Consider the following 22,360-nt stretch of genomic DNA (forward strand, 5'->3'; position numbering starts at 1 on the left):
GAACCGGCCGATCGCCAATCCGAAGCCGGCGGAATGGCACCGCGGCAGGGGATGATATCGCGCTACCGGACAGTCTCGCGCCCTCTTCATCCGCAAGACGGGCACCACCACGGCCCGGCCGGATCGAGAGCCATGGACGGACGTCCCCCGCACCACGCAACCCTCAGCGGCTCTCGGAGCCGGCGAGCCCGCGAACCTCACAGGTTCCTTCCCAGCCCGGCATGAATTCGGTGTGAAGCTGCATGAACTCGACGGCGGACGCGATGGCCGCCTCCTTGCTGGGCAGCTCGAAGATCGCATAGCCGCCGACGACTTCCTTGGCCTCGGCGAACGGCCCGTCGATGACCTTGACCTGGCCGTCGACGACATTGACCTGCGCGCCCATGGCGAGCGGCATCAGGCCGCCATCGTCGAGCATGCGGCCGGCCTTGATCTCGCGGTCGGCGAGTTTGTGCATCGCCTCCATGAGGGCCGGTGTCGGAGCCCCGGCATGGGCGGATCTGACCATGAACATGAAGCGCATCGGACAACTCCTTCGGGGCCGGGCAGCGGGCGCCATCGCCGTCGCACTGTCCCGCCCATCATGCCGACGAACCAGCCGCCGGCGGATCGACAGGCGCCGTGTACAAATGACATGCGTAGTCTGCCTGATGCTGGCGGGCAGCCGGCGCCGAACGGCCGCCAAAAGAAAAGGCCGCGACCTCTGGGGTCGCGGCCCGCCTTGTTGCAGTGCCTGAAGGTCAGGCGGCGCGCATGGCCGCGGTTTCGGCGGCCGCCTGCGATCTGGCGACGACACCGCGGCGCCAGGGCTTCAGCACGGCGATGGCGAGGACCGAGGCGAGGATGTTGGCGCCCGCAGCGATCAGGAAGACGCCGTCCCAGCTGTTGCTCGACTGCTGCAGGTAGTTGGCGAGCGGCACCAGCAGTGCCGCCGTGCCCTTGGCGGTATAGAGCAGGCCGGCATTGGTCGCGGCGAATTTCGCGCCAAACGTGTCAGTGCAGGTCGAGGGGAACAGCGAGTAGATTTCACCCCAGGCGAAGAACACGAAGCCCGACAGCAGCACGAACCAGACGGGATCGTGACCCCAGAGATAGAGCATGTAGATGCCGACGCCTTCCATCGCGAAGGCGATGAACATGGTGTTCTCGCGGCCGATATTGTCGGAGACCCAGCCGAAGAACGGACGTGTCAGGCCGTTCAGCACCCGATCGATGGTGGCCGCGAAGGTGATCGCGGTCATGGTGACGCCCATCAGCGTCACCGGGATGTTGTCGATCTTGAAGTCGGCGGCGATCGGCTTGAGGTTGGCGGTGATCATCAGGCCGCCGGCGCCGACGATGACGAACATGAAATACATCAGCCAGAAGATCGGCTGGCGCAGCACTTCGGTCGGTTTGTAGTTGCGCCGCGTCTGGATGATGTTGGCATTGGCGACCACGGTCGGCACCTGGCCGGCGAGCGGGGCGTACAGGAAGAAGGCCATGATGACGACGATCACGCCCTGGCCGATGCCGAAATTGATGAAGGCGGCCTGGAAACCCGACCCCTGGATCATCGCCTGAATGGGCGCGACGGTCAGCGCCGAGCCGGCGCCGAAACCGGCCGCGGTGATGCCGGCGGCGAGGCCGCGCTTGTCCGGGAACCATTTCAGGGCGTTGCCGACGCAGGTGCCGTAGACGGCGCCGGCGCCGATGCCGGCGATGACCTGGCCGAGATAGAAGCCGCTCAGCGTCTCCGCGTAGCCGTTGATGACCCAGCCGATGCCGCAGAGGACGCCGCCGAAGATGATGACGATGCGCGGGCCGTATTTGTCGACGAACCAGCCCTCGATCGGGACCAGCCAGGTTTCGAACAGAACGAAAAGGGTGAAGGCCCATTGGATCGCGGCGCGATCCCAACCGAATTTCTTCTGGATGTCCGGAACGAAGAAAGTCCAGCCATATTGCAGGTTGGCGATCATCACCATGCAGACGACGCCGATCGCCAGCTGCGTCCAACGGTAGCTGTCACTGACGCGTGGAGCTGCCGCTCCTCCTTGTGCAATATCGTTCATTTCCTACCCCTGATTGTGTTCTCATGGCGACTTGCTGTCGCTCATTGGGGGCAGTGTGGTATATGTTATGCCAGTCCGCAAGACAAAAAAGAGAGCGGAAAAAGCCGCGTCGGGCTGTGTGCCGCCCAATAAAAAGGGAGAGCTCACGCCCTCCCTGGATCAGTCCGGATGGTCAGCCGAAGGCTGGTTCAGAGGCCGAACGGGCCGGTGGCGCCGTTACGGGCGTTGATCACCGCGACGCGATCGAGGAAGGCGCCGATCGGAGCCCAGAAGCGTTCGATGAGGCTCTGGCGGCGGCGATACTGCGTGAGAAGGTGAGTCGTCATGTCTGTCTCCAGTCCAGCGTGATGCCGCTATCTGGCATGCCACATGCCAATGAGCCAGATTTCATATTGCATCGCAGCTCAGCAAATATTGCATCGCACAAGAGATGACGCAAGGGCATGCATGCGAACCCGCGTCAGGCTGTTGCCTGCCGGAACGCCATTGACAGCCCGATGTCTGGCATGCCACGTATCTGGCATACGTCGTGCCAAACGATATCCAGACCTCTGCGAGGCGCTGTGAAGGTTCAATCGAGCCGGAGTTCGACCGAATTCATTCGCTCCTCGCTGGCGAGCCGCAGCGGCGTGGTTCTGTCGATCGAGATGGTCAAGCCGGAACGCACTTTCAAGCAACGCGTTTATGCGGATCTCAAGCGCGCCATCACCGAGATGGATCTCTACAGCCGGCCGGAAACGATCTGGCTCGACGAACGCCAATTGTCCGAGCAGCTCGGCGTCAGCCGCACGCCGGTGCGCGAGGCGCTGACCATGCTGGAAAACGAGGGTTTCGTCCGGCCGATCCCCCGTCGCGGCATCATCGTGGTCAAGAAGACGCTGCGCGAAGTGGTCGAGATGATCCAGGCCTGGGCGGCGCTCGAGGGCATGGCGGCGAGACGGGCCGCGGTCCGGGCGCCGGCTGAGGAGGTCGCCAACCTCAGGCTCATCTTCAGGGATTTCGGCGCCGGGCATCAGCCGGCCGACCATCTCGACGAATATTCGGCGGCCAATCTGAGCTTCCATCAGGCGATCATTCAGCTCGGCGGCTCGCAGCTGCTCGAGGACCTCACCGCCAATCTGCTGCTGCATGTGCGCGGCATCCGCCGGATCACCATCGGCCGGGCCGAGCGCATCAGCGCGTCGATCCAGGACCACCTGGCGATCATCGATGCGATCCAGAGCCGCGACGCCGACCGGGCCGAGCGGCTGTCGCGCGAGCATACCCTGGGACTGGCCGCCTATGTCGAAAAACACGGCGGGGAGTTCTTCGCCTGATCTCGGCACGGGCAAGGCAACGGCGTCGTCACGTCAAAGACGGGCGGCGAAGACAAAAATCGGAGGAAACCGCAGATGAGCACGGCAATATTGAAGGTGGCGAGCGACGCCCCGGATCAGGTCGACGCAGCGCAGGAGCTGACCGACGGCTTTCACCTGGTCATCGACGCGCTCAAGCTCAATGGCATCGAGACGATCTACGGTGTGCCCGGCATCCCGATTACCGATCTCGGCCGCATGGCGCAGGCCGCGGGCCTGCGCGTCATCTCGTTCCGCCACGAGCAGAATGCCGGCAACGCGGCGGCGATCGCCGGCTATCTGACCAAGAAGCCCGGCATCTGCCTCACCGTCTCGGCGCCCGGTTTCCTCAACGGCCTGACGGCGCTGGCCAATGCCACGACCAACTGCTTCCCGATGATCCTCATCAGCGGCTCGTCCGAGCGCGAGATCGTCGACCTGCAGCAGGGCGACTACGAGGAAATGGATCAGCTCGCCATCGCCAAGCCGCTGTGCAAGGCGGCGTTCCGCGTGCTGCACGCCGCCGATATCGGCATTGGCGTGGCCCGCGCCATTCGCGCGGCCGTATCCGGCCGGCCGGGCGGCGTCTATCTCGACCTGCCGGCCAAGCTGTTCTCCCAGGTGCTGAACGCCGAGGCGGGCGCCAAGTCGCTGGTCAAGGTCATCGACGCGGCGCCGGCCCAGATCCCGGCTCCAGCAGCCATCAAGCGCGCCCTCGACGTGCTGAAGAGCGCCAAGCGGCCGCTGATCATTCTCGGCAAGGGCGCGGCCTATGCCCAGGCCGACGATGCCATCCGCGCCTTCGTCGAAAAGACCGGCATTCCCTTCCTGCCGATGAGCATGGCCAAGGGCCTGCTGCCCGATACCCATCCGCAATGCGCCGGCGCGGCGCGCTCGACCGTGCTGAAGGACGCCGATGTCGTCGTGATGATCGGCGCCCGGCTGAACTGGCTCCTGTCGCACGGCAAGGGCAAGACCTGGGGCGAGCCCGGCTCGAAACGCTTCATCCAGATCGACATCGAGCCGAAGGAAATGGACAGCAATGTCGAAATCGTCGCCCCCGTGGTCGGCGATATCGGCTCCTGCGTCGCGGCCCTGCTCGAGGGCATCGGCGGTCAATGGCCGGCGCCGCCGGCCGACTGGACCGGCGCCATCACCACGAAGCGCGACGAGAACATCGCCAAGATGGCGCCGCGGCTGATGAACAATGCCGCGCCGATGGATTTCCACGGCGCGCTCGGCGCGCTCAGGACCATCATCAGGCAGCGGCCCGACGCCATCCTGGTCAATGAAGGTGCCAATACTCTCGATCTCGCCCGCGGCATCATCGACATGTACCAGCCGCGCAAGCGGCTCGATGTCGGCACCTGGGGCGTCATGGGCATCGGCATGGGTTATGCGATCGCCGCGGCGATCGAGACCGGCAAGCCGGTGCTGGCGGTCGAGGGCGACAGCGCCTTCGGCTTCTCCGGCATGGAGGTCGAGACGATCTGCCGGTACAACCTGCCGGTCTGCATCGTCATCTTCAACAATAGCGGCATTTATCGCGGCACCGACGTCAATCCGCGCGGCGGCGACGTCGCCACGACCGTGTTCGTCAAGGACGCACGCTACGACCGGATGATGGAAGCCTTTGGCGGCGTCGGCGTGCATGCGACGACGCCGGACGAGCTGAGCCGTGCCGTCAATGCCGCCATGGATTCCGGCCGGCCGACGCTGATCAACGCCGCGATCGACCCGGGCGCCGGCACCGAGAGCGGCCGCATCGGCAATCTCAACCCGCAAAGCGTGGTCCGCAAGAAATAGCAGGCGCCATCGCAGCCATTGCCTCGACGACGGGACGGCGCTCCGGCGCCGCCTTTTTCAGCCGCAGCGGGCCGAAGACGCCCACGGCACCCATCAATCCTGAACGGGAGGATTCCATGAGCAAAGCCCTCGAAGGCGTCAAGATTCTCGACTTCACCCATGTCCAGTCCGGCCCGACCTGCACGCAGCTGCTCGCATGGTTCGGCGCCGACGTGATCAAGGTCGAGCGGCCCGGCGCCGGCGACATCACGCGCGGCCAGCTGCGCGACGTGCCCGATGCCGACAGCCTCTATTTCACCATGCTGAACCACAACAAGCGCTCGATCACGCTCGACACCAAGAACCCGGCGGGCATGGAAGTGCTGTGGGAAATGGTGAAGATCTGCGACGTGCTGGTGGAGAATTTCGCGCCCGGCGTGCTCGACCGCATGGGGCTGACCTGGAAGAAGCTGCACGAGGTCAATCCGCGCCTGATCGTCGCCTCGGTCAAGGGGTTCGGCCCGGGTCCCTACGAAGACTGCAAGGTTTATGAAAACGTCGCGCAATGCGCCGGCGGCGCCGCGTCGACCACCGGCTTCCGCGAAGGCCCGCCGCTGGTCACCGGCGCGCAGATCGGCGATAGCGGCACCGGCCTGCATCTGGCGCTCGGCATCGTCACCGCGCTCTACCACCGCACCCATTCGGGCCTCGGCCAGAAGGTCGATTGCGCCATGCAGGACGGGGTCCTCAACCTCTGCCGGGTCAAGCTGCGCGACCAGCAGCGCCTGGCCCATGGGCCGCTGAAGGAATTCAGCCAGTTCGGCGAGGGCGTGCCGTTCGGCGAGGCGGTGCCGCGCGCCGGCAACGATTCCGGCGGTGGCCAGCCGGGCCGCATCCTCAAGTGCAAGGGCTGGGAGACCGACCCCAACGCCTATATCTATTTCATCACCCAGGCGCCGGTCTGGGAGGCGATCTGCGACGTCATCGGCGAGCAGGGCTGGAAGACCGATCCCAGCTACGCCACGCCGCCGGCCCGCCTGCCGAGGCTCAACGAGATCTTCGGGCGGATCGAGCAATGGACCATGTCGATGACCAAGTTCGAGGCCATGGACCTGCTCAACCAGTATGACATTCCTTGCGGACCGATCCTGTCGATGAAGGAGATCGCCGAGGAGAGGTCGCTGCGCGAGACCGGTACCGTGGTCGAGGTCGATCATCCCAAGCGCGGCAAATATCTGTCGGTCGGCAATCCGATCAAGCTGTCCAACAGCCCGACCGAGGTGAAGCGCTCGCCGCTCCTGGGCGAGCACACCGAGGAGGTGCTGCGCGACGTCCTGAAGTTCGACGCGAATCGTATCGCCGCGATCACGGCCTCCGGCGCCACCGGCGCCAAGCCGCTGGTCGCCGCCGAATAGTCGCAGACCCTCCTCGTCTCCTCGAGAGCGACCTGGGGCGGAATCTCCTTACGGGGGTTCCGCCCGCTTTTTTTCGTAGGGATGGAAACGGGAGTGCTTCGCGACCGGTTGGGATGTCTGGAGCGACGGAATTCGTCAGTCTCCGGACGTCACCCCCGGCCGAGCGGAGCGAGGGGAAGGGGGTCCAGGGGCCGCTGCTTCCGCGTTTTCCGCAGCATATTCAGGGCGCTATGCAGCGCAAATGTCGGTGCGCTGCAACTCCTGGACCCCCTTCCCCTCGGCTTCGCCTCGGCCGGGGGTGACGTCGGGAATAGCCGACAACCGTCGATCCGGCGGCGGCCCGCAGCAACTTAGGCCGATTTATTCCGCCGCCGTGCTCAGATGGTGGTCTCCGGCCCGCGCCCGCACCGCGCAGAACTTGAATTCGGGGATCTTGCCCATCGGGTCGAGCGCCGGATTGGTCAGGAGATTGGCGGCGGCTTCCGCGTAGCAGAACGGCATGAACACCATGTTTTCGGGCACGTCGCGGTCGGAGCGGACCTTGACGGCGATGGCGCCGCGGCGGGTTTCCAGCCGGACGAGGCCGCCCGGCAGGATGCCGAGGCGGCCGAGGTCCCTGGGCGACATCAGGGCGACCGCCTCGGGTTCGAGGTCGTCGAGCACGCCGGCGCGCCGGGTCATCGAGCCGGTATGCCAATGTTCCAGCACGCGGCCGGTGGACAGCACCATGGGATAGTCGGCGTCGGGCAATTCATCCGGCGGCACGATCTGGGCCGGCACGATCTTGGCGCGGCCGCTGTCGGTCGGGAAGCCACGGGCGAAAATGATCTCGTTGCCGGGCTGGTCCGGCCCGTCGACCGGATAGGTCACCGCGCCTTCGCGCTCCAGCCGCTCCCAGGTGATGTTGCGGAACGACGGCATGACCAGCGCCATTTCGGCGAAGACGTCGGCCGGGCCACCATAGGTCCAGGCGCAGCCCATGCGCCGGGCGATTTCCTGGATGATCCACCAGTCCTGTTTCGCCTCGCCCGGCGGCCGCACGACCTGGCGAGCCATCTGCACCCGGCGGTCGGTATTGGTGAAGGTGCCGACCTTCTCGGCGAAGGCGGAAGCCGGCAGCACGACATCGGCATGGAAGGCGGTCTCGGTCAGGAACAGGTCCTGCACCACCAGGTGGTCGAGTTTGGCGAGCGCGCCGCGGGCGTGGTTGAGGTCGGGGTCCGACATGGCCGGGTTCTCACCCTCGATGAACATGCCGTTGATCTCGCCGGCATGGATCGCATTCATGATCTCGACGACGGTGAGGCCCTTTTTCGGATCCAGCGATTGGCCCCACAGCGTCTCGAAGATGGCGCGGACCTGGTCTTTCTCGACCGATTGATAATCCGGATAGACCATCGGGATCAGGCCGGCATCGGAGGCGCCCTGGACATTGTTCTGGCCGCGCAGGGGGTGCAGGCCGGTGCCGGGCCGGCCGATCTGGCCGGTGACCATGGCAAGCGCGATCAGGCAGCGTGCATTGTCGGTGCCGTGGACATGCTGGCTGATGCCCATGCCCCAGAAGATGATCGAGGCGCGCGCGCGGGCATAGGCGCGGGCGACCTCTTTCAGCGTCTCGGCGGGAATGCCGCAGACGGCGGCCATCTTCTCCGGCGGGAAAGCCTGGATGCTCTGCTTCAGCCGGTCATAACCCTCGGTATAGCCAGCAATATATTGCTCGTCGGTCAGGCCCTCGGTGATGATGGTGTGCAGCAATGCGTTGAGCATGGCGACATCGCTGCCCGGCTTGAAGGCGAGGTGCTTCCACGCGTGGCGCGACAGGGCCTGGCGGCGCGGGTCCATGATGACGAGCCTGGCGCCCTTCTTGACCGCGTTTTTCATGAAGGTGGCGGCGACCGGGTGGTTCACCGTCGGATTGGCGCCGATGACGATGATCAGCTCGGCGTCGAGGGCGGCGGCGAAGGGCGCGGTGACGGCGCCGGAATTGACGCCCTCCATCAGGGCGGCCACCGAGGAGGCGTGGCAGAGTCTCGTGCAATGGTCGACATTGTTCGAACCGAAGCCGGTGCGCACCAGCTTCTGGAACAGATAGGCCTCCTCGTTCGAGCCCTTGGCCGAGCCGAAGCCGGCCAGCGCCTTGCGACCTTTCTGGTCGCGAATGCGGGTCAGGCCGCGCGCGGCGATATCGAGCGCCTCGTCCCAGGAGGCTTCGCGGAAATGCGTCCAGGGATTGGCCGGGTCGACCTGGTCGCGCGCGTCCTTGGGCATGTTGGCCAGCCGCACCAGCGGCTTGGTCAGCCGGTGCGGGTGATGGATATAGTCGAAACCGAAGCGGCCCTTGACGCAGAGCCGGTTGTGATTGGCCGGCCCGTCGCGGCCCTCCGCATAGACGATCGCCTCGTCCTTGACGTTGTAGGTGACCTGGCAGCCGACGCCGCAATAGGGGCAGAGCGAATCGACTTTCCTGTCGGCCCAGACGGTGCGGGTCTGCTGCGCGTCGAGGAAGGCGGCCGGCATCAGCGCGCCGGTCGGGCAGGCCTGGACGCATTCGCCGCAGGCGACACAGCTCGACTGGCCCATGGGATCGTCGAAATCGAAGACGATCTTGGCGCCGGCGCCCCGATAGGCCATGCCGATGACGTCGTTGACCTGCACCTCGCGGCAGGCCCGGACGCACAGGCCACACTGGATGCAGGCGTCGAGATTGACGCTCATGGCGGTGTGGCTGAGGTCTGACGGCCAGCGTTCGGCCGCCGGGAAGCGGCTTTCGGTGACGCCGGTCCGATCGGCCCAGGCCCAGAATTTCGAGGTCGGGTCGTGCGAGGTCGCACGCGCCGGCTGGTCGGCGACCAGGAGTTCCATGACCATCTTGCGGGCCTTTTCGGCCCGTTCGCTTGCGGTGTGCACCTTCATGCCGATGGTCGGCTGGCGCATGCAGGAGGCGGCGAGCACCCGCTCGCCCTCGATCTCCACCATGCAGGCGCGGCAATTGCCGTCGGCGCGATAGTCCGGCTCCGGCTGGTAGCAGAGATGCGGAATGGCGGTGCCGAGCCGCTGCGCGACCTGCCAGATGGTCTCGCCTGATCGAGCCTCGACGCGTTCGCCATTCAGTTCGAAGGTGATCGGCTGGCTCATTCCGCGGCGTCCCTGGTCATGAAGTTCTCGGGGAAGTAGCGCATCACCGAGCTCAGCGGATTGGCGGCCGCCTGGCCGAGGCCGCAGATCGAGGCGTCGCGCATCGCCTGGGAGAGTTCGCCGAGCAGATCCTGGTCCCAGACCGGGCGCTGCATCAGCATGACCGCCTTCTGGGTGCCGAGCCTGCAGGGTGTGCACTGGCCGCAGCTCTCGTCCTCGAAGAAGCGCATCAGGTTGAGTGCCGCGCCGCGCATGTCGTCCTGGTCGGAGAGCACGACCACCGCCGCCGAGCCGATGAAGCAGCCGTGCTTCTCGAGCGTGCCGAAATCGAGCGGAATATCGTCCATGCTCGCGGGCAGGATGCCGCCCGAGGCGCCGCCGGGCAAATAGGCGTGGAAGCGGTGGCCGTCCTGCATGCCGCCGCAGAATTCCGCGATCAGCTCGCGAATGGTGACGCCGGCCGGCGCGAGCTTGACGCCCGGCTCTCTCACCCGGCCGGAGACCGAATAGCTGCGCAGGCCGACCCGGCCGTTGCGGCCGTGCGAATTCCACCAGTCCTTGCCCTTCTCGACGATGTCGCGGATCCAGTAGAGCGTCTCGACATTGTTGATGAGCGTCGGCAGGCCGAACAGCCCGACCTGGAACGGATAAGGCGGCTTGTGGCGCGGCAGCCCGCGCTTGCCCTCCAGGCTTTCGAGCAGCGCGGATTCCTCGCCGCAAATATAGGCGCCCGCACCCCGGCGCAGGTGGATGGCCGGTCCGCCCGGCGGCAACCGGGCGATCTCGCGCGTCAGGATCGCGCGCGCCTCGGGATATTCGTCGCGCAGGTAGATATAGATCTCGGCGGCCTCCACCACGTGGGCGCCGATCAGCATGCCTTCGAGGAAACGGTGCGGGTCGGTGCTGAGGTAGAACCGGTCCTTGAACGTGCCGGGCTCGCCCTCGTCGGCATTGACCGCCATCAGGCGCGGGCCGGGTTCGCCGCGCACCGCGCGCCATTTCCGTCCCGTGGGAAAGCCGGCGCCGCCGAGGCCGCGCAGGCCGGAATCGTCGAGCCCGGCCAGGATCGCCTCGATGCCGCGCTCGCCCGATCGCACGGCGGTCAGCAGCCCATAACCGCCACCGGCGACATAGGCGTCATAGCCGACATACTCGGGCAGCTGGCTCCGGCTGTCGCCGCCGGCGATCGTGGCGAGCACCATCTCCGGCGTCGCGCGCGGCACGAAATGGTGGCCGACCTCAGCCGCGGGTGCATGATCGCACAGGCCGAGGCAGGGCGCCCGGACCACGCGCACGCCGGCCCCGACCGTCGTCTGGAGAGCGTCGTGCAGCTCCTCAGCCTGGTGCATCGCGCAGGTCAGGCTGTCGCAGACACGCACCGTCAGCGGCGGGATCGACGGCTCGCCTTCCTTCACGATGTCGAAATGGGCGTAGAAGGTCGCGGTCTCGAAGACCTCGGCAAAGGCGAGCTTCATCAGGTCGGCAAGGGCGGCCAGGTGGGCGGCCGAGATCTGATGATAATGATCCTGGATCAGGTGCAGGTGTTCGATCAGCAGGTCGCGCCGGCGCGGGCGGTCGCCGATCAGCGCCTCGATCTCCTCGAGGGCACGCGGCTCGACCTGCCGGCCCTTCGGCGTCGCCTTCGCGCGCTTCCGGCCGAGGCCCGGATGCTCGAAGGGCTGAACCGTGTGGTCGCGATGTTCGCTCATGCGCCGGACCATCCTCCCTGACCGGAACCCGAAGGCTCCGCGTGCCCTGCGCCGTTATGCCGGCGCTTGTGACCAGTGCGACGCTATCTCAAAGAATCCGGCCTGCCAACTATTGGTATCCATAATACCAGAAGTTCGTGGCCGGCCATGCCGGGCCATGTCCGTCGCCGCGGAACCACCGCCCGAAGCGGGTGCCGCCGGTGCGTCCGGCGCGGGCGTCCGGGGCCGTCCGCGAAAATTCGCGGTCGTCGTTGTCCCCCTCTTGACAGCAACGGCGATTGGCATGCCAAATACCAAACGCCAAGCAGATCCGTCGGGACGTGCGAGGACAACGGCACGACGCGCGCGCAGATCGGCTGGGAAAAAGAATATCCACGGGAGGAAGTCCATCATGGTGAACCAAGCCGCCGTACGGATCGATCAGCGCGACGCCGCGGTCGACAAAGCAATCGTCCGCAAGGTCCTGGATGGCGTCAAGGCCGACGGCCGTACCGGCCTGACCGCGCCCGAAGCCAAGATCGTCTGCGATGCCTACGACATTCCGCTGCCGAGGGAAGGCCTGGCCAAATCGGCCGACGAGGCGGCGAAGCTCGCCGGCGGCATGGGCTATCCGGTGGTCATGAAGGTGGTCTCGGCCGACATCCTGCACAAGACCGATGCCGGCGGCGTGATCGTCGGCGTCCGCAGCGATGCCGAGGCGCGGGCCGCCCATGACACGATCCTGGCCAATGCCCGGAAATACAAGGCCGACGCCAAGATCGAGGGCATCCAGGTGCAGCAGATGCTGCCCTCGGGCGCGACCGAGACCCTGGTCGGCGCCATTACCGATCCGTCCTTTGGCAAGCTGGTGGCCTTCGGCCTCGGCGGCATCCTGGTCGAAGTGCTGAAAGACCTGACCTTCCGCCTCGCGCCGGTGAACACCGCCGAGGCGCTCGACATGATCGGCTCGATCAAGGCGAAGGAGGTGCTCGACGGCGTGCGCGGCGGCGACCCGGTCAGCCGCGAGGCGCTGGCCGCCATCCTGGTGCAGGTCTCGGCGCTGTTGGATGATTTCCCGGAGATCGAGGAGCTCGACCTCAACCCGGTCTTCGCCACCAAATCCGGGGCGACGGCGGTGGATGCCCGCATCGTCTGCAATTTCGAGGCGCGGGTGCAGCGCTTCCGTCCCGATCAGGCCTCGATCGTCGCCTCGATGAACCGGATCTTCCACCCGAAGGCGGTGGCGGTGATCGGCGCGTCCAACGAAGCCGGCAAGATCGGCAATTCGGTGATGAAGAACCTCATCAACGGCGGCTACAAGGGCACCATCGTGCCGGTGCATCCCAAGGCCGACACGATCGAGGGCGTGAAGGCCTATAAGTCGGTGCTCGACTATCCGGGCGTGGTCGACGTGGCGGTCTTCGCCGTGCCGGCCCATCTCTGCGTCGCCGCCATGGACGAGGTCGGCCGCAAGCAGGTACCGGGCGCGGTGATGATCCCGTCGGGCTTCGCCGAGACCAACAATCAGGTGCTGCAGGACGAATTGCTGGCCACCGCGCACAAGAACAACGTGCGCATCATGGGCCCCAATATCTACGGCTTCTATTATACGCCGGAAAACCTCTGCGCGACCTTCTGCACGGCCTTCGACGTCAAGGGCAAGGCGGCGCTGTCGTCGCAATCCGGCGGCGTCGGCATGTCGATCATCGGCTTCGCCCGGTCGACCAAGATGGGCGTCTCCTCGATCGTCGGCCTCGGCAACAAGTCCGACATCGACGAGGACGATCTGCTGACCTTCTTCGAGCAGGATCCCAACACCCAGGTCATCGCCATGCATTGCGAGGATCTGAAGGACGGCCGCGCCTTCTCCGAGGTCGCCTCGCGCGTCTCGAAGAAAAAGCCGGTGATCATGCTGAAGGCCGGCCGCACCGCCTACGGCGCCAAGGCCGCGGCGTCCCATACCGGCGCGCTCGCCGGCAACGACAAGATCTATGACGACATCCTGAAGGCTTCCGGCGTGATCCGGGCGCCGTCGCTGCGCGGCATGCTGGAATATGCCCGCGGCGTGCAGGTCCTGCCGGCGCCGAAAGGCGAAAACGTCCTGATCATCACCGGCGCCGGCGGTTCCGGCGTGCTGCTGTCGGATGCCTGTTTCGACAACGGCCTGACCTTGATGAAAATGCCTGACGACCTGGACGCGGCGTTCCGCAAGTTCATCCCGCCCTTCGGCGCCGCCGGCAATCCGGTCGACATCACCGGCGGCGAGCCGCCGCTGACCTATCAGAACACCGTGCGGCTCGGCCTGAACGACGAGCGCATCCACGCGCTGATCCTCGGCTACTGGCACACCATCGTCACGCCGCCGCTGGTCTTTGCCGACAAGATGATCGAGGTCGTCACCGAGGCGCGCGCCAAGGGCATCGACAAGCCGATCGTCGCCTCGCTGGTCGGCGACACCGAGGTCGAGCAGGCCTGCGAGAAGCTCTACGACCACGGCATCGTGGCCTATCCCTACACCACGGAAACGCCGGTCGAGGTGCTCGGCGCCAAATACAAATGGGCGCGCGCCGCAGGCCTGGTCAAAGGCTGAGGCCGGGCGGTCCACCGCGTTCGCAAATCTGCGTCTTTCCAGCGCGTTACGTGACGTCCTTCGAAGCTAGGAAGCTCGCGCTGGAGACACCACTCCTCACCTCTCCCCGGCGGGGAGAGGTCGACCGCGAGCGCAGCGAGCGGTCGGGAGAGGGGGCGAGGCGCTCGGCGACGAAGCTCCATGCGAAGCGCGCAAGGCGTTGTTCTGGACCTGCAATTCCCCCTCTCCCGGCCTTCGGCCGACCTCTCCCCGCCGGGGAGAGGTGGGGGATGGTGGTTCCGGCGCGAGATTTCGAAGGGCTGCGCGTTCAGGCTCATCTGAAGGATGGGTGCGAGGGCCAGTCCCGCCGGAGAGGGAGGATGGTGCCGCCTCGCCCGACGACCGGACCATTCGACGACTGGACCATTCAACGATTCATGGCTCCGGCCGCGACCGGCCGGGCCGCTCTCCTCAACCCTGAGAGATCGTCATGAACATCCATGAATATCAGGCGAAGGGCCTGCTCCGTGAATTCGGAGTACCGGTGCCCGACGGCCATGCCGTGCTGAAGGCCGAGGATGCGGAGGCTGCCGCCCGGCAGCTGCGCGGTCCGGTCTGGGTGGTGAAATCGCAGATCCATGCCGGCGGCCGCGGCAAGGGCACGTTCAAGGAACCGGCCGCCGGCGACAAGGGCGGCGTCAGGCTGGCCAGGTCGATCGACGAGGCCACCGGCTTCGTCCGCGACATGCTGGGCCACACGCTCGTCACCGTGCAGACCGGGCCGGCCGGCAAGCAGGTCAACCGCCTCTACATCGAGGACGGCTCGGCCATTGATCGCGAGTTCTACCTGTCCATGCTGGTCGACCGCGAGACCTCTCGGGTCGCCTTCGTCGTCTCGACCGAAGGCGGTATGAATATCGAGGAGGTGGCCCATGACAGCCCGGAGAAGATCCGGACCTTCTCGGTCGATCCGGCCACCGGCATCATGCCGCTGCACGGCCGGGCAGTGGCGGAAACGCTCGGCCTGACCGGCGATCTCGCCAAACAGGCCGAGGACCTGACGGCGAGGCTCTATCGGGCCTTTGTCGAGAAGGACATGGCGATGCTGGAGATCAATCCGCTGATCGTCACCAAAGACGGCAAGCTGCGCTGTCTCGATGCCAAGGTGTCGTTCGACGACAATGCCCTGTTCCGTCATCCCGAACTGTTCAAGCTGCGCGACGAGACCGAAGAGGACGCCAAGGAGATCGAGGCGTCGAAATACGACCTCGCCTATATCGCGCTGGACGGCACGATCGGCTGCATGGTCAACGGCGCCGGCCTCGCCATGGCCACCCTCGACATCATCAAGCTCTATGGCGAGGAGCCGGCGAACTTCCTGGATGTCGGCGGCGGCGCCAGCGAGGAGAAGGTCACCGCGGCCTTCAAGATCATCACCGCCGACCCGCAGGTGAAGGGCATCCTGGTCAACATCTTCGGCGGCATCATGAAATGCGACGTCATCGCCCGCGGCGTGATCGCCGCGGTCAAGACGGTCGGCCTGGACGTGCCGCTGGTGGTGCGTCTCGAAGGCACCAATGTCGAAGAGGGCAAGGCGATCATCCGCGGCTCCGGGCTGAACGTCATCCCGGCCGACGACCTCGACGACGCCGCCCAGAAGATCGTCGCCGCCGTGCGCAAGGGTTGAGGAGACAGATCATGGCCATTCTCATCGACAAGAACACCAAGGTCATCTGCCAGGGTTTCACCGGCAAGAACGGCACCTTCCATTCCGAGCAGGCGATCGCCTACGGCACCCGGATGGTCGGCGGGGTTGCCCCGGGCAAAGGCGGCCAGACCCATCTCGACCTGCCGGTCTTCAACACGGTCGCGGAAGCGCGCGAGCGCACCGGCGCGCAGGCGAGCGTCGTCTATGTGCCGCCGGCCGGCGCGGCGGATGCCATTTGCGAGGCCATCCAGGCGGAGGTTCCGCTGATCGTCTGCATCACCGAGGGCATCCCGGTGCAGGACATGATCAAGGTCAAGCGCTCGCTGGAAGGCTCCCGGTCGCGGCTGATCGGGCCGAATTGTCCCGGCATCGTGACGGCGGGCCAATCCAAGATCGGCATCATGCCGGCGAATATCTTCAAGAGCGGCTCGGTCGGCATCGTGTCGCGTTCGGGCACGCTGACCTATGAGGCGGTGTTCCAGACCACGCGCGAAGGGCTCGGCCAGACCACGGCCGTCGGCATCGGCGGCGATCCGGTCAAGGGCACCGAATTCATCGCCATGCTGGAAATGTTCCTGGCCGATGCCAAGACCGAGTCGATCGTCATGATCGGCGAGATCGGCGGCTCGGCCGAGGAAGACGCGGCCCAGTTCATCCGCGACGAGGCCAAGCGCGGCCGCAAGAAGCCGATGGTCGGCTTCATTGCCGGACGCACCGCGCCTCCGGGCCGCCGCATGGGCCATGCTGGCGCGATCATCTCGGGCGGCAAGGGCGGCGCCGACGACAAGATCGCCGCGATGGAGGCCGCCGGCATCCGCGTGTCGCCGTCGCCGGCGAGACTCGGCAAGACGCTGGTCGAGCTCCTGAGGGGCGACGCGCCGGCGCGCGAGACACGCAACGCCGAGATCGAGTGGTCTTATTGACGCAGGCCGCCGGCCACAGGGCCCGCCGGTACCCCGATCCCGCCCCCGATCCTGCCGGATTCGGGGGCGATTTCGCGCCAGGGGGATCGTTCCGGTGTCGCGATCCGGCCGGATTCCAGCAAAAACCGTGATTTGGGGCGGACCTGGACGAAACGGGGATTTCAACCAGCCCCAGGCATCTGGTACACCATGGGCAATGAGGAACCGCCCGCTCGGCGCCTTGCGGCCCGAGGGATGCAGGAGTGTGACTGTTGAAAGCCCCGTTGCGTACGCCCCCTGCGGACCCATCCGCGCCGAACCTCGTGCTCGAGCGTTTCGCGCCCGAGGAAACCTTCAAGACCAAGGTCTATGGCGCGCTGAAGAGCGCGATCATCAACATGGATATCTATGGCTCCAGCGAGCCGACCTGGATCGATGAGCGCCAGCTGTCGGAACGGCTCGGCGTCAGCCGCACGCCGGTGCGCGAAGCGGTCGCCATGCTCGAGCAGGAAGGCTTCGTGAAATCATTGCCGCGGCGCGGCATCGTGGTGCTGAAGAAGACCAAGAGCGAAGTGGTCGAGATGATCCAGGCCTGGGCGGCGCTGGAAAGCATGGCCGCCCGCCTGGTTGTGCAGCGCGCGACAGATGCCGAGATCGCCACGCTGCGCACGCTGTTCAAGAATTTCGACGAGGCGCACAAGCCGGCCGAACATGTCAGCGAATATTCCTCGGCCAATATCGTCTTCCACCAGACGCTGATCGGCCTGAGCGGTTCGCAATTGCTGATCGACATGACCAACAACCTGCTGCTGCATGTGCGCGGCATCCGCCAGATGACCATTGGCCGGGACGACCGCGCCAGCCGCTCGATCGTCGATCATCTCAAGATCATCGAGGCGCTGGAGCGCCGCGACATGGCGCTGGCCGAACAATTGTCGCGCGACCATACGCTCGGCTTGGCGGCTTACGTGGATGAGCACGCCGATATTTTCGACTGAGGCGAGGCAGCTTCAGCTGAAGCTGGTCAAGCGATCCTGCATCTGGGGCAGCCGTCCTTCGAGGGTCGCTTCGCTCCCGCCTCAGGATGAAGAGTGTTGTGTATTGCATTGATATCGCTCATGAAGTTCAACGGTTGAGCATATCTTGCACATCCACTGATGCCATACCTCACGTTCCTCATCCTGAGGTGCTCGCGCCCTTGCGCGAGCCTCGAAGGACGGCCAACCGGCGGGCAGGGCGCAGCGAGCTTTCCGCAGAAAGCCATTGCCCCGAGCCAGGCGACCGTTGCCCGCTCAGGCGCCGCCAATCTACTGCACAAAACCGTTGCTGAGCGTGCCGATGCCGTCGATGGTCACCTCGATGGTATTGGCCGGCTCCTTCATGGTGCCGACCCCGAGCGAGGTGCCGCAGCAGATCAGGTCGCCGGGCATCAGCGTCATGTCGTGCGAGATCCGGCTGACCAGCTCATGCGGCTGGAAGATCATGTCGGCGACCGGATAGTTCTGGCGTTCCTGGCCGTTGAACAGGGTGCGCACGGTCAGCCCGCGCGGCTCGATGCCGGTCGCCACCACCGGCCCGAACGGCGCGAAACCATCGAAGCTCTTGGCGCGGACCCATTGCGAAAAGGTCGGATCGGCGGCGATCAGGTCGAGCGCCGTGATGTCGTTGACGCAGGTATAACCGAAGATGAAGTCGCCGGCCTCGTCCGGCCCGACCTCCCGGCAGGTCTTGCCGATGACGATGCCGAGCTCGCCCTCGTAGACGATCCGCCCGTCATAGGACGAGGGCCGGGGAATGGTCGCGCCAGGGGCGGCGATCGAGGACGGCGCCTTCATCAGGTAGAGCGGTTCGGGCGGCACCGGCACGGCGAGCTTGGCCGCGAGCGCGTGGAAATTGTTCCACAAGGCGATGATCTTGGAGGGGCGCGCCGGCGCGAGCAGCGCGACCTCGGCGACCGCCAGGGTCTCGCCGGTGGCTGTCGCGCCGGAGAACATGCAGCCCTGGTGAACCGCGATGGTCTCGCCGTCGATCGTGCCGAAACCGTCCGCCCCGTTCCGCGCGAAACGGATCCAGCGGGTGGTCGTGGCGTGGTCGTCACCGGCCGCCGGCCGGATGGATGTGCTGGACATTGTCTCTTCCCTTGTCCGGCGGCGGCCGAGATCGACGATCTCAGACCGTCACCACCCTCAGATTGTTGGTGCTTCCGGTCTGGCCGAACGGCACGCCGGCAACGACGACCAGGGTTTCCCCCGGCTGCACGTAGTCGGCGGCACGGGCCTGGGCGACGGCCTGGTCGACCATTTGCGAATAGTCCGAAACCTCGTCCGAACGGACGCTGTAGGTGCCCCAGAGCAAGGCCAGCTTGCGCGCCGTCTGCTCATGCGGGGTGAGGCCGAGGATCGGCGCCGGCGAGCGCTGGCGCGCGATGCGATAAGCGGTGGTGCCGTTCTGGGTGAAGGCGACGACCGCGGCGGCGCCGATCGCATTGGCCACTTCCGCGGCCGCCGCGGCGACCGCATGTTGCGGCAGCGCCTCGATGGGCGGCTTCAAGGCCTCGATGATCGGCCGGTAGGAGCGATGCTGTTCGGTCCGCCGGATAATGCGGTCCATGGTCTCGACCGCGTGGACGGGGAACTGGCCGGAGGCGCTTTCCGCCGAGAGCATGACCGCGTCGGCGCCGTCATAGATGGCGGTGGCGACGTCGGAGGCTTCCGCCCGGGTCGGGGTCGGCGTCTGGATCATCGATTCCAGCATCTGGGTGGCGATGATCACGGGTTTCGCCGCCAGGCGGCACAGGCGCACCAGGTCCTTCTGCGCGCCGGGCACGTCCTCGGCGGGAATCTCGACGCCGAGATCGCCGCGCGCCACCATGACCGCGTCGGCGAGCGTGATGATGTCGTCAATGGCCGTCAGCGCCGAAGGCTTCTCGATCTTGGCCATGACGCCGGCGCGGCCGCCGACCAGCTGATGCGCCTCGATCAGGTCGGAGGGACGCTGGACGAAGGAGAAGGCGACCCAGTCGACGCCGAGATCCAGGCCGAAGGCGAGATCCTCGCGGTCCTTTTCGGTGATCGGCGAGAGCTGCAGCACGGTATCCGGCAGGTTGACGCCCTTGCGGTCGCTGACCACGCCGCCGATGGCGACGCGGGCTTCGATCACGTCATTGGTCAGGCCGGTGACCACCAGGCGGACCTTGCCGTCGTCGACCAGAAGGTTGTGCCCGGGCATCACCGCTTCGAAGATTTCCGGATGCGGCAAGGGCAGATGGCCGGCATCGCTCGCCGCCTTGTCGAGCACGAGGCGGACGGTCGAGCCGGTGACGAGCGACACCCGGCCGTCCTTGACCTGGCCGAGGCGGATCTTCGGTCCCTGCAGGTCCTGCAGGATGGCGATCGGATAATTGGCCTCGCGTTCGAGCGAGCGGATGATGTCGCGCCGGGCGCGATGGTCGTCCTTGCTGCCATGGCTGAAGTTCAGCCGGAAGACGTCGACGCCAGCCTCGAACAGGCGGCGGATGGTGTCGGCATCCGAGCTCGCGGGTCCAAGGGTCGCAACGATTTTCGCGCGTCGATGTCTTTTCACGATGTCCTCACAATCATCAGGCCGGTCGGCGGTCCTGGCAGGAGTACCGCCGATTCGCGCGCATCATGAGGCGGCCAGCCGACGATCGTCCACCATGGCGGTCTCGGCCGGGAAGGTCGGGTAGAGACCCTTCACCCGTCCGAGCTGCTGCACCAGCCCTAGCACCGCATCGATATAGGGCGTGTGAACCTTGAGCAGCCGGCCCATTTCCTGGACTGCGGTGAGAAGCGCGTCGATCTCCAGCGGCCGGCCCTTGTCCAGGTCCTGCAGCATGGAGGTGCGGTGGGCGCCGACGCCGGCCGCGCCGTTGATCCGCCGATCGACGTCGACCCGGAAGGTGACGCCGAGCGTTTCGCCGATCTCCTGCGCCTCCAGCATCATGTTGCGCGACAAGGCCCGCGTGCCGGGATCGGTGGCGACGATGTCGAGGGTCGCCTGCGTCAGCGCCGAGATCGGGTTGAAGCAGAGATTGCCCCAGAGCTTGATCCAGATATCGTCGCGGATATCGGGATAAAGCCGCGGCTTCAGGCCGCCTGCGGCCAGCGCATCGGCGAAACGGGCAAGCCGGTCGCTGGCGCGCCGGTTGGGTTCGCCGAGGCCGAACTGGTCGCCATAGATGTGCTTGATGACGCCCGGCTCGACGATCTCGGTCGCCGGATAGACCGTGCAGCCGATGGCGCGCTCCGGCCCGATGGCCTTCCACTGCCGGTCGCCGGGATCGACGCTGGCCAGGCGGAGATCGGCATAGGGGCCGTCGAGGCCATGGAAATACCACCAGGGCACGCCGTTCTGGGCGGTGACCACGATGGTCTCGGGTCCGAGCAGGGGTTTCAGCTCGTCGGCGGCTTCCCAGGCCTGATGAGCCTTCAGCGCGACGATCACCACGTCCTGGGGGCCGAGATCACGCGGCGCATTGGTCGCCGGCATGCGTTCAATGAGCTTCTGGTCTTTCATGACGAGCTTCAGCCCATGGGCCTTGATCGCCTCCAGATGGGCACCGCGGGCGACCAAGGAGACGTCGGCCCCGCCGCGCTTCAGCATCACGCCCATATATCCGCCGATCGCGCCGGCGCCGTAGATGCAGATCTTCATGGCTCAGTCCCCCTTGGCTGCCGTGGTCGTGGTGATTGCGTGGTTCGCCATCAGCTCCAGCGCCCGCACCATGGCCGAGTGGTCCCAGTCCCGGCCGCCATGGGCGACGCAGGCGTTGAACAGCTCCTGGGCGGTTGCCGTGTTCGGCAAGCACAGGCCGAGCGCGCGGGCGCCTTGCAAGGCAAGGTTCAGGTCCTTCTGGTGCAGGCCGATCCGGAAACCGGGATCGAATGTGCGCTTGACCATGCGCTCGCCGTGAACCTCCAGAATGCGCGAGGCGGCGAAACCACCCATCAGGGCCTGGCGCACCTTGGCGGGATCGGCGCCCGCTCTGGAAGCGAACAGCAAGGCCTCGCCGACCGCCTCGATGGTCAGGGCGACGATGATCTGGTTGGCGACCTTGGTGGTCTGGCCGTCGCCATTGCCGCCGACGAGCGTGATGTTCTTGCCCATCAGTTCGAACAGGCCCTTCACGCGGGCGAAGGCCGCCTCCGGACCGCCGACCATGATGGTCAGGCTCGCGGCCTTGGCGCCGACCTCGCCGCCAGACACCGGCGCGTCGAGATAGAGCCCGCCGGCCGCCTCGATCCGGCGCGCGAAATCCTTGGTGGCGATGGGCGAGATCGAACTCATGTCGACGACGATCTTGCCCGGTGCCAGACCGGCCGCGATGCCGTCGGCCGAAAACAGCACGTCTTCGACCTCAGGGGTGTCGGGCAGCATCAGGAAGACGACGTCGCTCGAGGTCGCGACCTGCCTGGGCGTGGCATGAACGATCACGCCCTTGTCAACGAGGTCCGCGGCCACCGGCTTATGATGGCGCGAGGCATGCAGGCGATGGCCGCCGGCGATCAGGTGCTCCGCCATGGGGCGGCCCATGATGCCAAGTCCGATGAAACCGATATCCGTCATGGCGTGGCCTTTCCTGCGTCGTTTGCATGGATCTCGAAAATGTCATCTTTGTCAGTAGCTTGCGAAAAAGCCCGTGGCCCTACGCGGCTTCGCACGAGAACCACCACCTTCTCCTCTCCCCGGCAGCGGCGAATGGATCCACGCGGCCCGCTGGACGAGCGCAGTACGTCACCCCCGGCGAGCG

Annotated in this window: 16 protein-coding genes; 7 read left to right on the forward strand and 9 right to left on the reverse strand. The window is 66.1% G+C overall.

The genetic code is table 11. The annotated features are described in order from the left end of the window. Positions 1 to 163: 163 nt before the first annotated feature. The 3 genes from AC07WJ_RS01615 to AC07WJ_RS01625 all read right to left on the reverse strand — a co-directional run bounded on the left by AC07WJ_RS01615 (position 164) and on the right by AC07WJ_RS01625 (position 2,380). On the reverse strand, positions 164 to 523 hold the full coding sequence (locus AC07WJ_RS01615) for a YciI family protein (protein ID WP_494932779.1): 360 nt from the start codon (positions 521 to 523) through the stop codon (positions 164 to 166). Between the two features lie 217 nt (positions 524 to 740). Further along, complete coding sequence (oxlT, locus tag AC07WJ_RS01620) at positions 741 to 2,054, reverse strand: oxalate/formate MFS antiporter (RefSeq protein ID WP_494932780.1); 1,314 nt, start codon at positions 2,052 to 2,054, stop codon at positions 741 to 743. Between the two features lie 188 nt (positions 2,055 to 2,242). Next, entirely contained in the window at positions 2,243 to 2,380 is a 138-nt protein-coding gene (locus AC07WJ_RS01625) for a hypothetical protein (RefSeq protein WP_494932781.1), read from the reverse strand. A 321-nt stretch (positions 2,381 to 2,701) separates the two neighbouring features. Between AC07WJ_RS01625 and AC07WJ_RS01630 the strand changes: the two genes are divergently transcribed. The 3 genes from AC07WJ_RS01630 (at position 2,702) to frc (ending at position 6,588) form a co-directional block, all read left to right on the forward strand. Further along, positions 2,702 to 3,370 carry a GntR family transcriptional regulator gene (locus AC07WJ_RS01630; RefSeq protein ID WP_494933810.1) on the forward strand — a complete coding sequence of 223 codons (669 nt, stop codon included), beginning with the start codon at positions 2,702 to 2,704 and terminating at the stop codon, positions 3,368 to 3,370. Positions 3,371 to 3,445: 75 nt separating this feature from the next. Then, positions 3,446 to 5,194 carry an oxalyl-CoA decarboxylase gene (gene oxc, locus AC07WJ_RS01635; protein WP_494932782.1) on the forward strand — a complete coding sequence of 583 codons (1,749 nt, stop codon included), beginning with the start codon at positions 3,446 to 3,448 and terminating at the stop codon, positions 5,192 to 5,194. A 116-nt stretch (positions 5,195 to 5,310) separates the two neighbouring features. Continuing rightward, a complete protein-coding gene (gene frc / locus AC07WJ_RS01640; protein WP_494932783.1) occupies positions 5,311 to 6,588 on the forward strand; it encodes a formyl-CoA transferase in 1,278 nt (425 codons plus the stop codon). 360 nt (positions 6,589 to 6,948) lie between these two features. Here frc and fdhF read toward each other — a convergent pair whose 3' ends face one another. Both fdhF and AC07WJ_RS01650 read right to left on the reverse strand, forming a co-directional pair. Then, entirely contained in the window at positions 6,949 to 9,723 is a 2,775-nt protein-coding gene (gene fdhF / locus AC07WJ_RS01645) for a formate dehydrogenase subunit alpha (RefSeq protein ID WP_494932784.1), read from the reverse strand. Then, on the reverse strand, positions 9,720 to 11,432 hold the full coding sequence (locus AC07WJ_RS01650) for an NAD(P)H-dependent oxidoreductase subunit E (protein ID WP_494932785.1): 1,713 nt from the start codon (positions 11,430 to 11,432) through the stop codon (positions 9,720 to 9,722). The genes fdhF and AC07WJ_RS01650 overlap by 4 nt, the downstream gene beginning before the upstream one ends. A 391-nt stretch (positions 11,433 to 11,823) precedes the next feature. Here AC07WJ_RS01650 and AC07WJ_RS01655 point away from each other — a divergent pair, with 391 nt between their 5' ends. The 4 genes from AC07WJ_RS01655 (at position 11,824) to AC07WJ_RS01670 (ending at position 17,588) form a co-directional block, all read left to right on the forward strand. Beyond that, positions 11,824 to 14,001 (forward strand): acetate--CoA ligase family protein, encoded by a 2,178-nt coding sequence (locus AC07WJ_RS01655; protein WP_494932786.1) that lies wholly within the window; start codon positions 11,824 to 11,826, stop codon positions 13,999 to 14,001. Between the two features lie 469 nt (positions 14,002 to 14,470). Next, entirely contained in the window at positions 14,471 to 15,667 is a 1,197-nt protein-coding gene (gene sucC, locus AC07WJ_RS01660) for an ADP-forming succinate--CoA ligase subunit beta (RefSeq protein ID WP_494932787.1), read from the forward strand. Between the two features lie 11 nt (positions 15,668 to 15,678). Further along, positions 15,679 to 16,611 (forward strand): succinate--CoA ligase subunit alpha, encoded by a 933-nt coding sequence (gene sucD, locus AC07WJ_RS01665; protein WP_494932788.1) that lies wholly within the window; start codon positions 15,679 to 15,681, stop codon positions 16,609 to 16,611. Positions 16,612 to 16,874: 263 nt separating this feature from the next. Then, on the forward strand, positions 16,875 to 17,588 hold the full coding sequence (locus AC07WJ_RS01670) for a GntR family transcriptional regulator (RefSeq protein ID WP_494932789.1): 714 nt from the start codon (positions 16,875 to 16,877) through the stop codon (positions 17,586 to 17,588). A 309-nt stretch (positions 17,589 to 17,897) separates the two neighbouring features. On the opposite strand, the gene AC07WJ_RS01675 is transcribed toward AC07WJ_RS01670, so the two are convergent. The 4 genes from AC07WJ_RS01675 to glxR form a co-directional block, all read right to left on the reverse strand. Continuing rightward, positions 17,898 to 18,719 (reverse strand): fumarylacetoacetate hydrolase family protein, encoded by an 822-nt coding sequence (locus AC07WJ_RS01675; RefSeq protein WP_494932790.1) that lies wholly within the window; start codon positions 18,717 to 18,719, stop codon positions 17,898 to 17,900. Between the two features lie 40 nt (positions 18,720 to 18,759). Next, entirely contained in the window at positions 18,760 to 20,172 is a 1,413-nt protein-coding gene (gene pyk, locus AC07WJ_RS01680; RefSeq protein WP_494932791.1) for a pyruvate kinase, read from the reverse strand. A 63-nt stretch (positions 20,173 to 20,235) separates the two neighbouring features. After that, on the reverse strand, positions 20,236 to 21,264 hold the full coding sequence (locus AC07WJ_RS01685) for a 2-dehydropantoate 2-reductase (protein WP_494932792.1): 1,029 nt from the start codon (positions 21,262 to 21,264) through the stop codon (positions 20,236 to 20,238). 3 nt (positions 21,265 to 21,267) lie between these two features. After that, positions 21,268 to 22,176 carry a 2-hydroxy-3-oxopropionate reductase gene (gene glxR, locus AC07WJ_RS01690; RefSeq protein ID WP_494932793.1) on the reverse strand — a complete coding sequence of 303 codons (909 nt, stop codon included), beginning with the start codon at positions 22,174 to 22,176 and terminating at the stop codon, positions 21,268 to 21,270. Between the last annotated feature and the right edge of the window lie 184 nt (positions 22,177 to 22,360).

This window comes from Phreatobacter sp. GW821-FHT04C01 (assembly GCF_059420385.1).

Bases quoted from the DNA above. Each gene is read 5' to 3' on its own strand.
- AC07WJ_RS01615 (WP_494932779.1), bottom strand. From the start codon at position 523: ATGCGCTTCATGTTCATGGTCAGATCCGCCCATGCCGGGGCTCCGACA.
- oxlT (WP_494932780.1), bottom strand. From the start codon at position 2,054: ATGAACGATATTGCACAAGGAGGAGCGGCAGCTCCACGCGTCAGTGAC.
- AC07WJ_RS01625 (WP_494932781.1), bottom strand. From the start codon at position 2,380: ATGACGACTCACCTTCTCACGCAGTATCGCCGCCGCCAGAGCCTCATC.
- AC07WJ_RS01630 (WP_494933810.1), top strand. From the start codon at position 2,702: ATGGTCAAGCCGGAACGCACTTTCAAGCAACGCGTTTATGCGGATCTC.
- oxc (WP_494932782.1), top strand. From the start codon at position 3,446: ATGAGCACGGCAATATTGAAGGTGGCGAGCGACGCCCCGGATCAGGTC.
- frc (WP_494932783.1), top strand. From the start codon at position 5,311: ATGAGCAAAGCCCTCGAAGGCGTCAAGATTCTCGACTTCACCCATGTC.
- fdhF (WP_494932784.1), bottom strand. From the start codon at position 9,723: ATGAGCCAGCCGATCACCTTCGAACTGAATGGCGAACGCGTCGAGGCT.
- AC07WJ_RS01650 (WP_494932785.1), bottom strand. From the start codon at position 11,432: ATGAGCGAACATCGCGACCACACGGTTCAGCCCTTCGAGCATCCGGGC.
- AC07WJ_RS01655 (WP_494932786.1), top strand. From the start codon at position 11,824: ATGGTGAACCAAGCCGCCGTACGGATCGATCAGCGCGACGCCGCGGTC.
- sucC (WP_494932787.1), top strand. From the start codon at position 14,471: ATGAACATCCATGAATATCAGGCGAAGGGCCTGCTCCGTGAATTCGGA.
- sucD (WP_494932788.1), top strand. From the start codon at position 15,679: ATGGCCATTCTCATCGACAAGAACACCAAGGTCATCTGCCAGGGTTTC.
- AC07WJ_RS01675 (WP_494932790.1), bottom strand. From the start codon at position 18,719: ATGTCCAGCACATCCATCCGGCCGGCGGCCGGTGACGACCACGCCACG.
- AC07WJ_RS01685 (WP_494932792.1), bottom strand. From the start codon at position 21,264: ATGAAGATCTGCATCTACGGCGCCGGCGCGATCGGCGGATATATGGGC.
- glxR (WP_494932793.1), bottom strand. From the start codon at position 22,176: ATGACGGATATCGGTTTCATCGGACTTGGCATCATGGGCCGCCCCATG.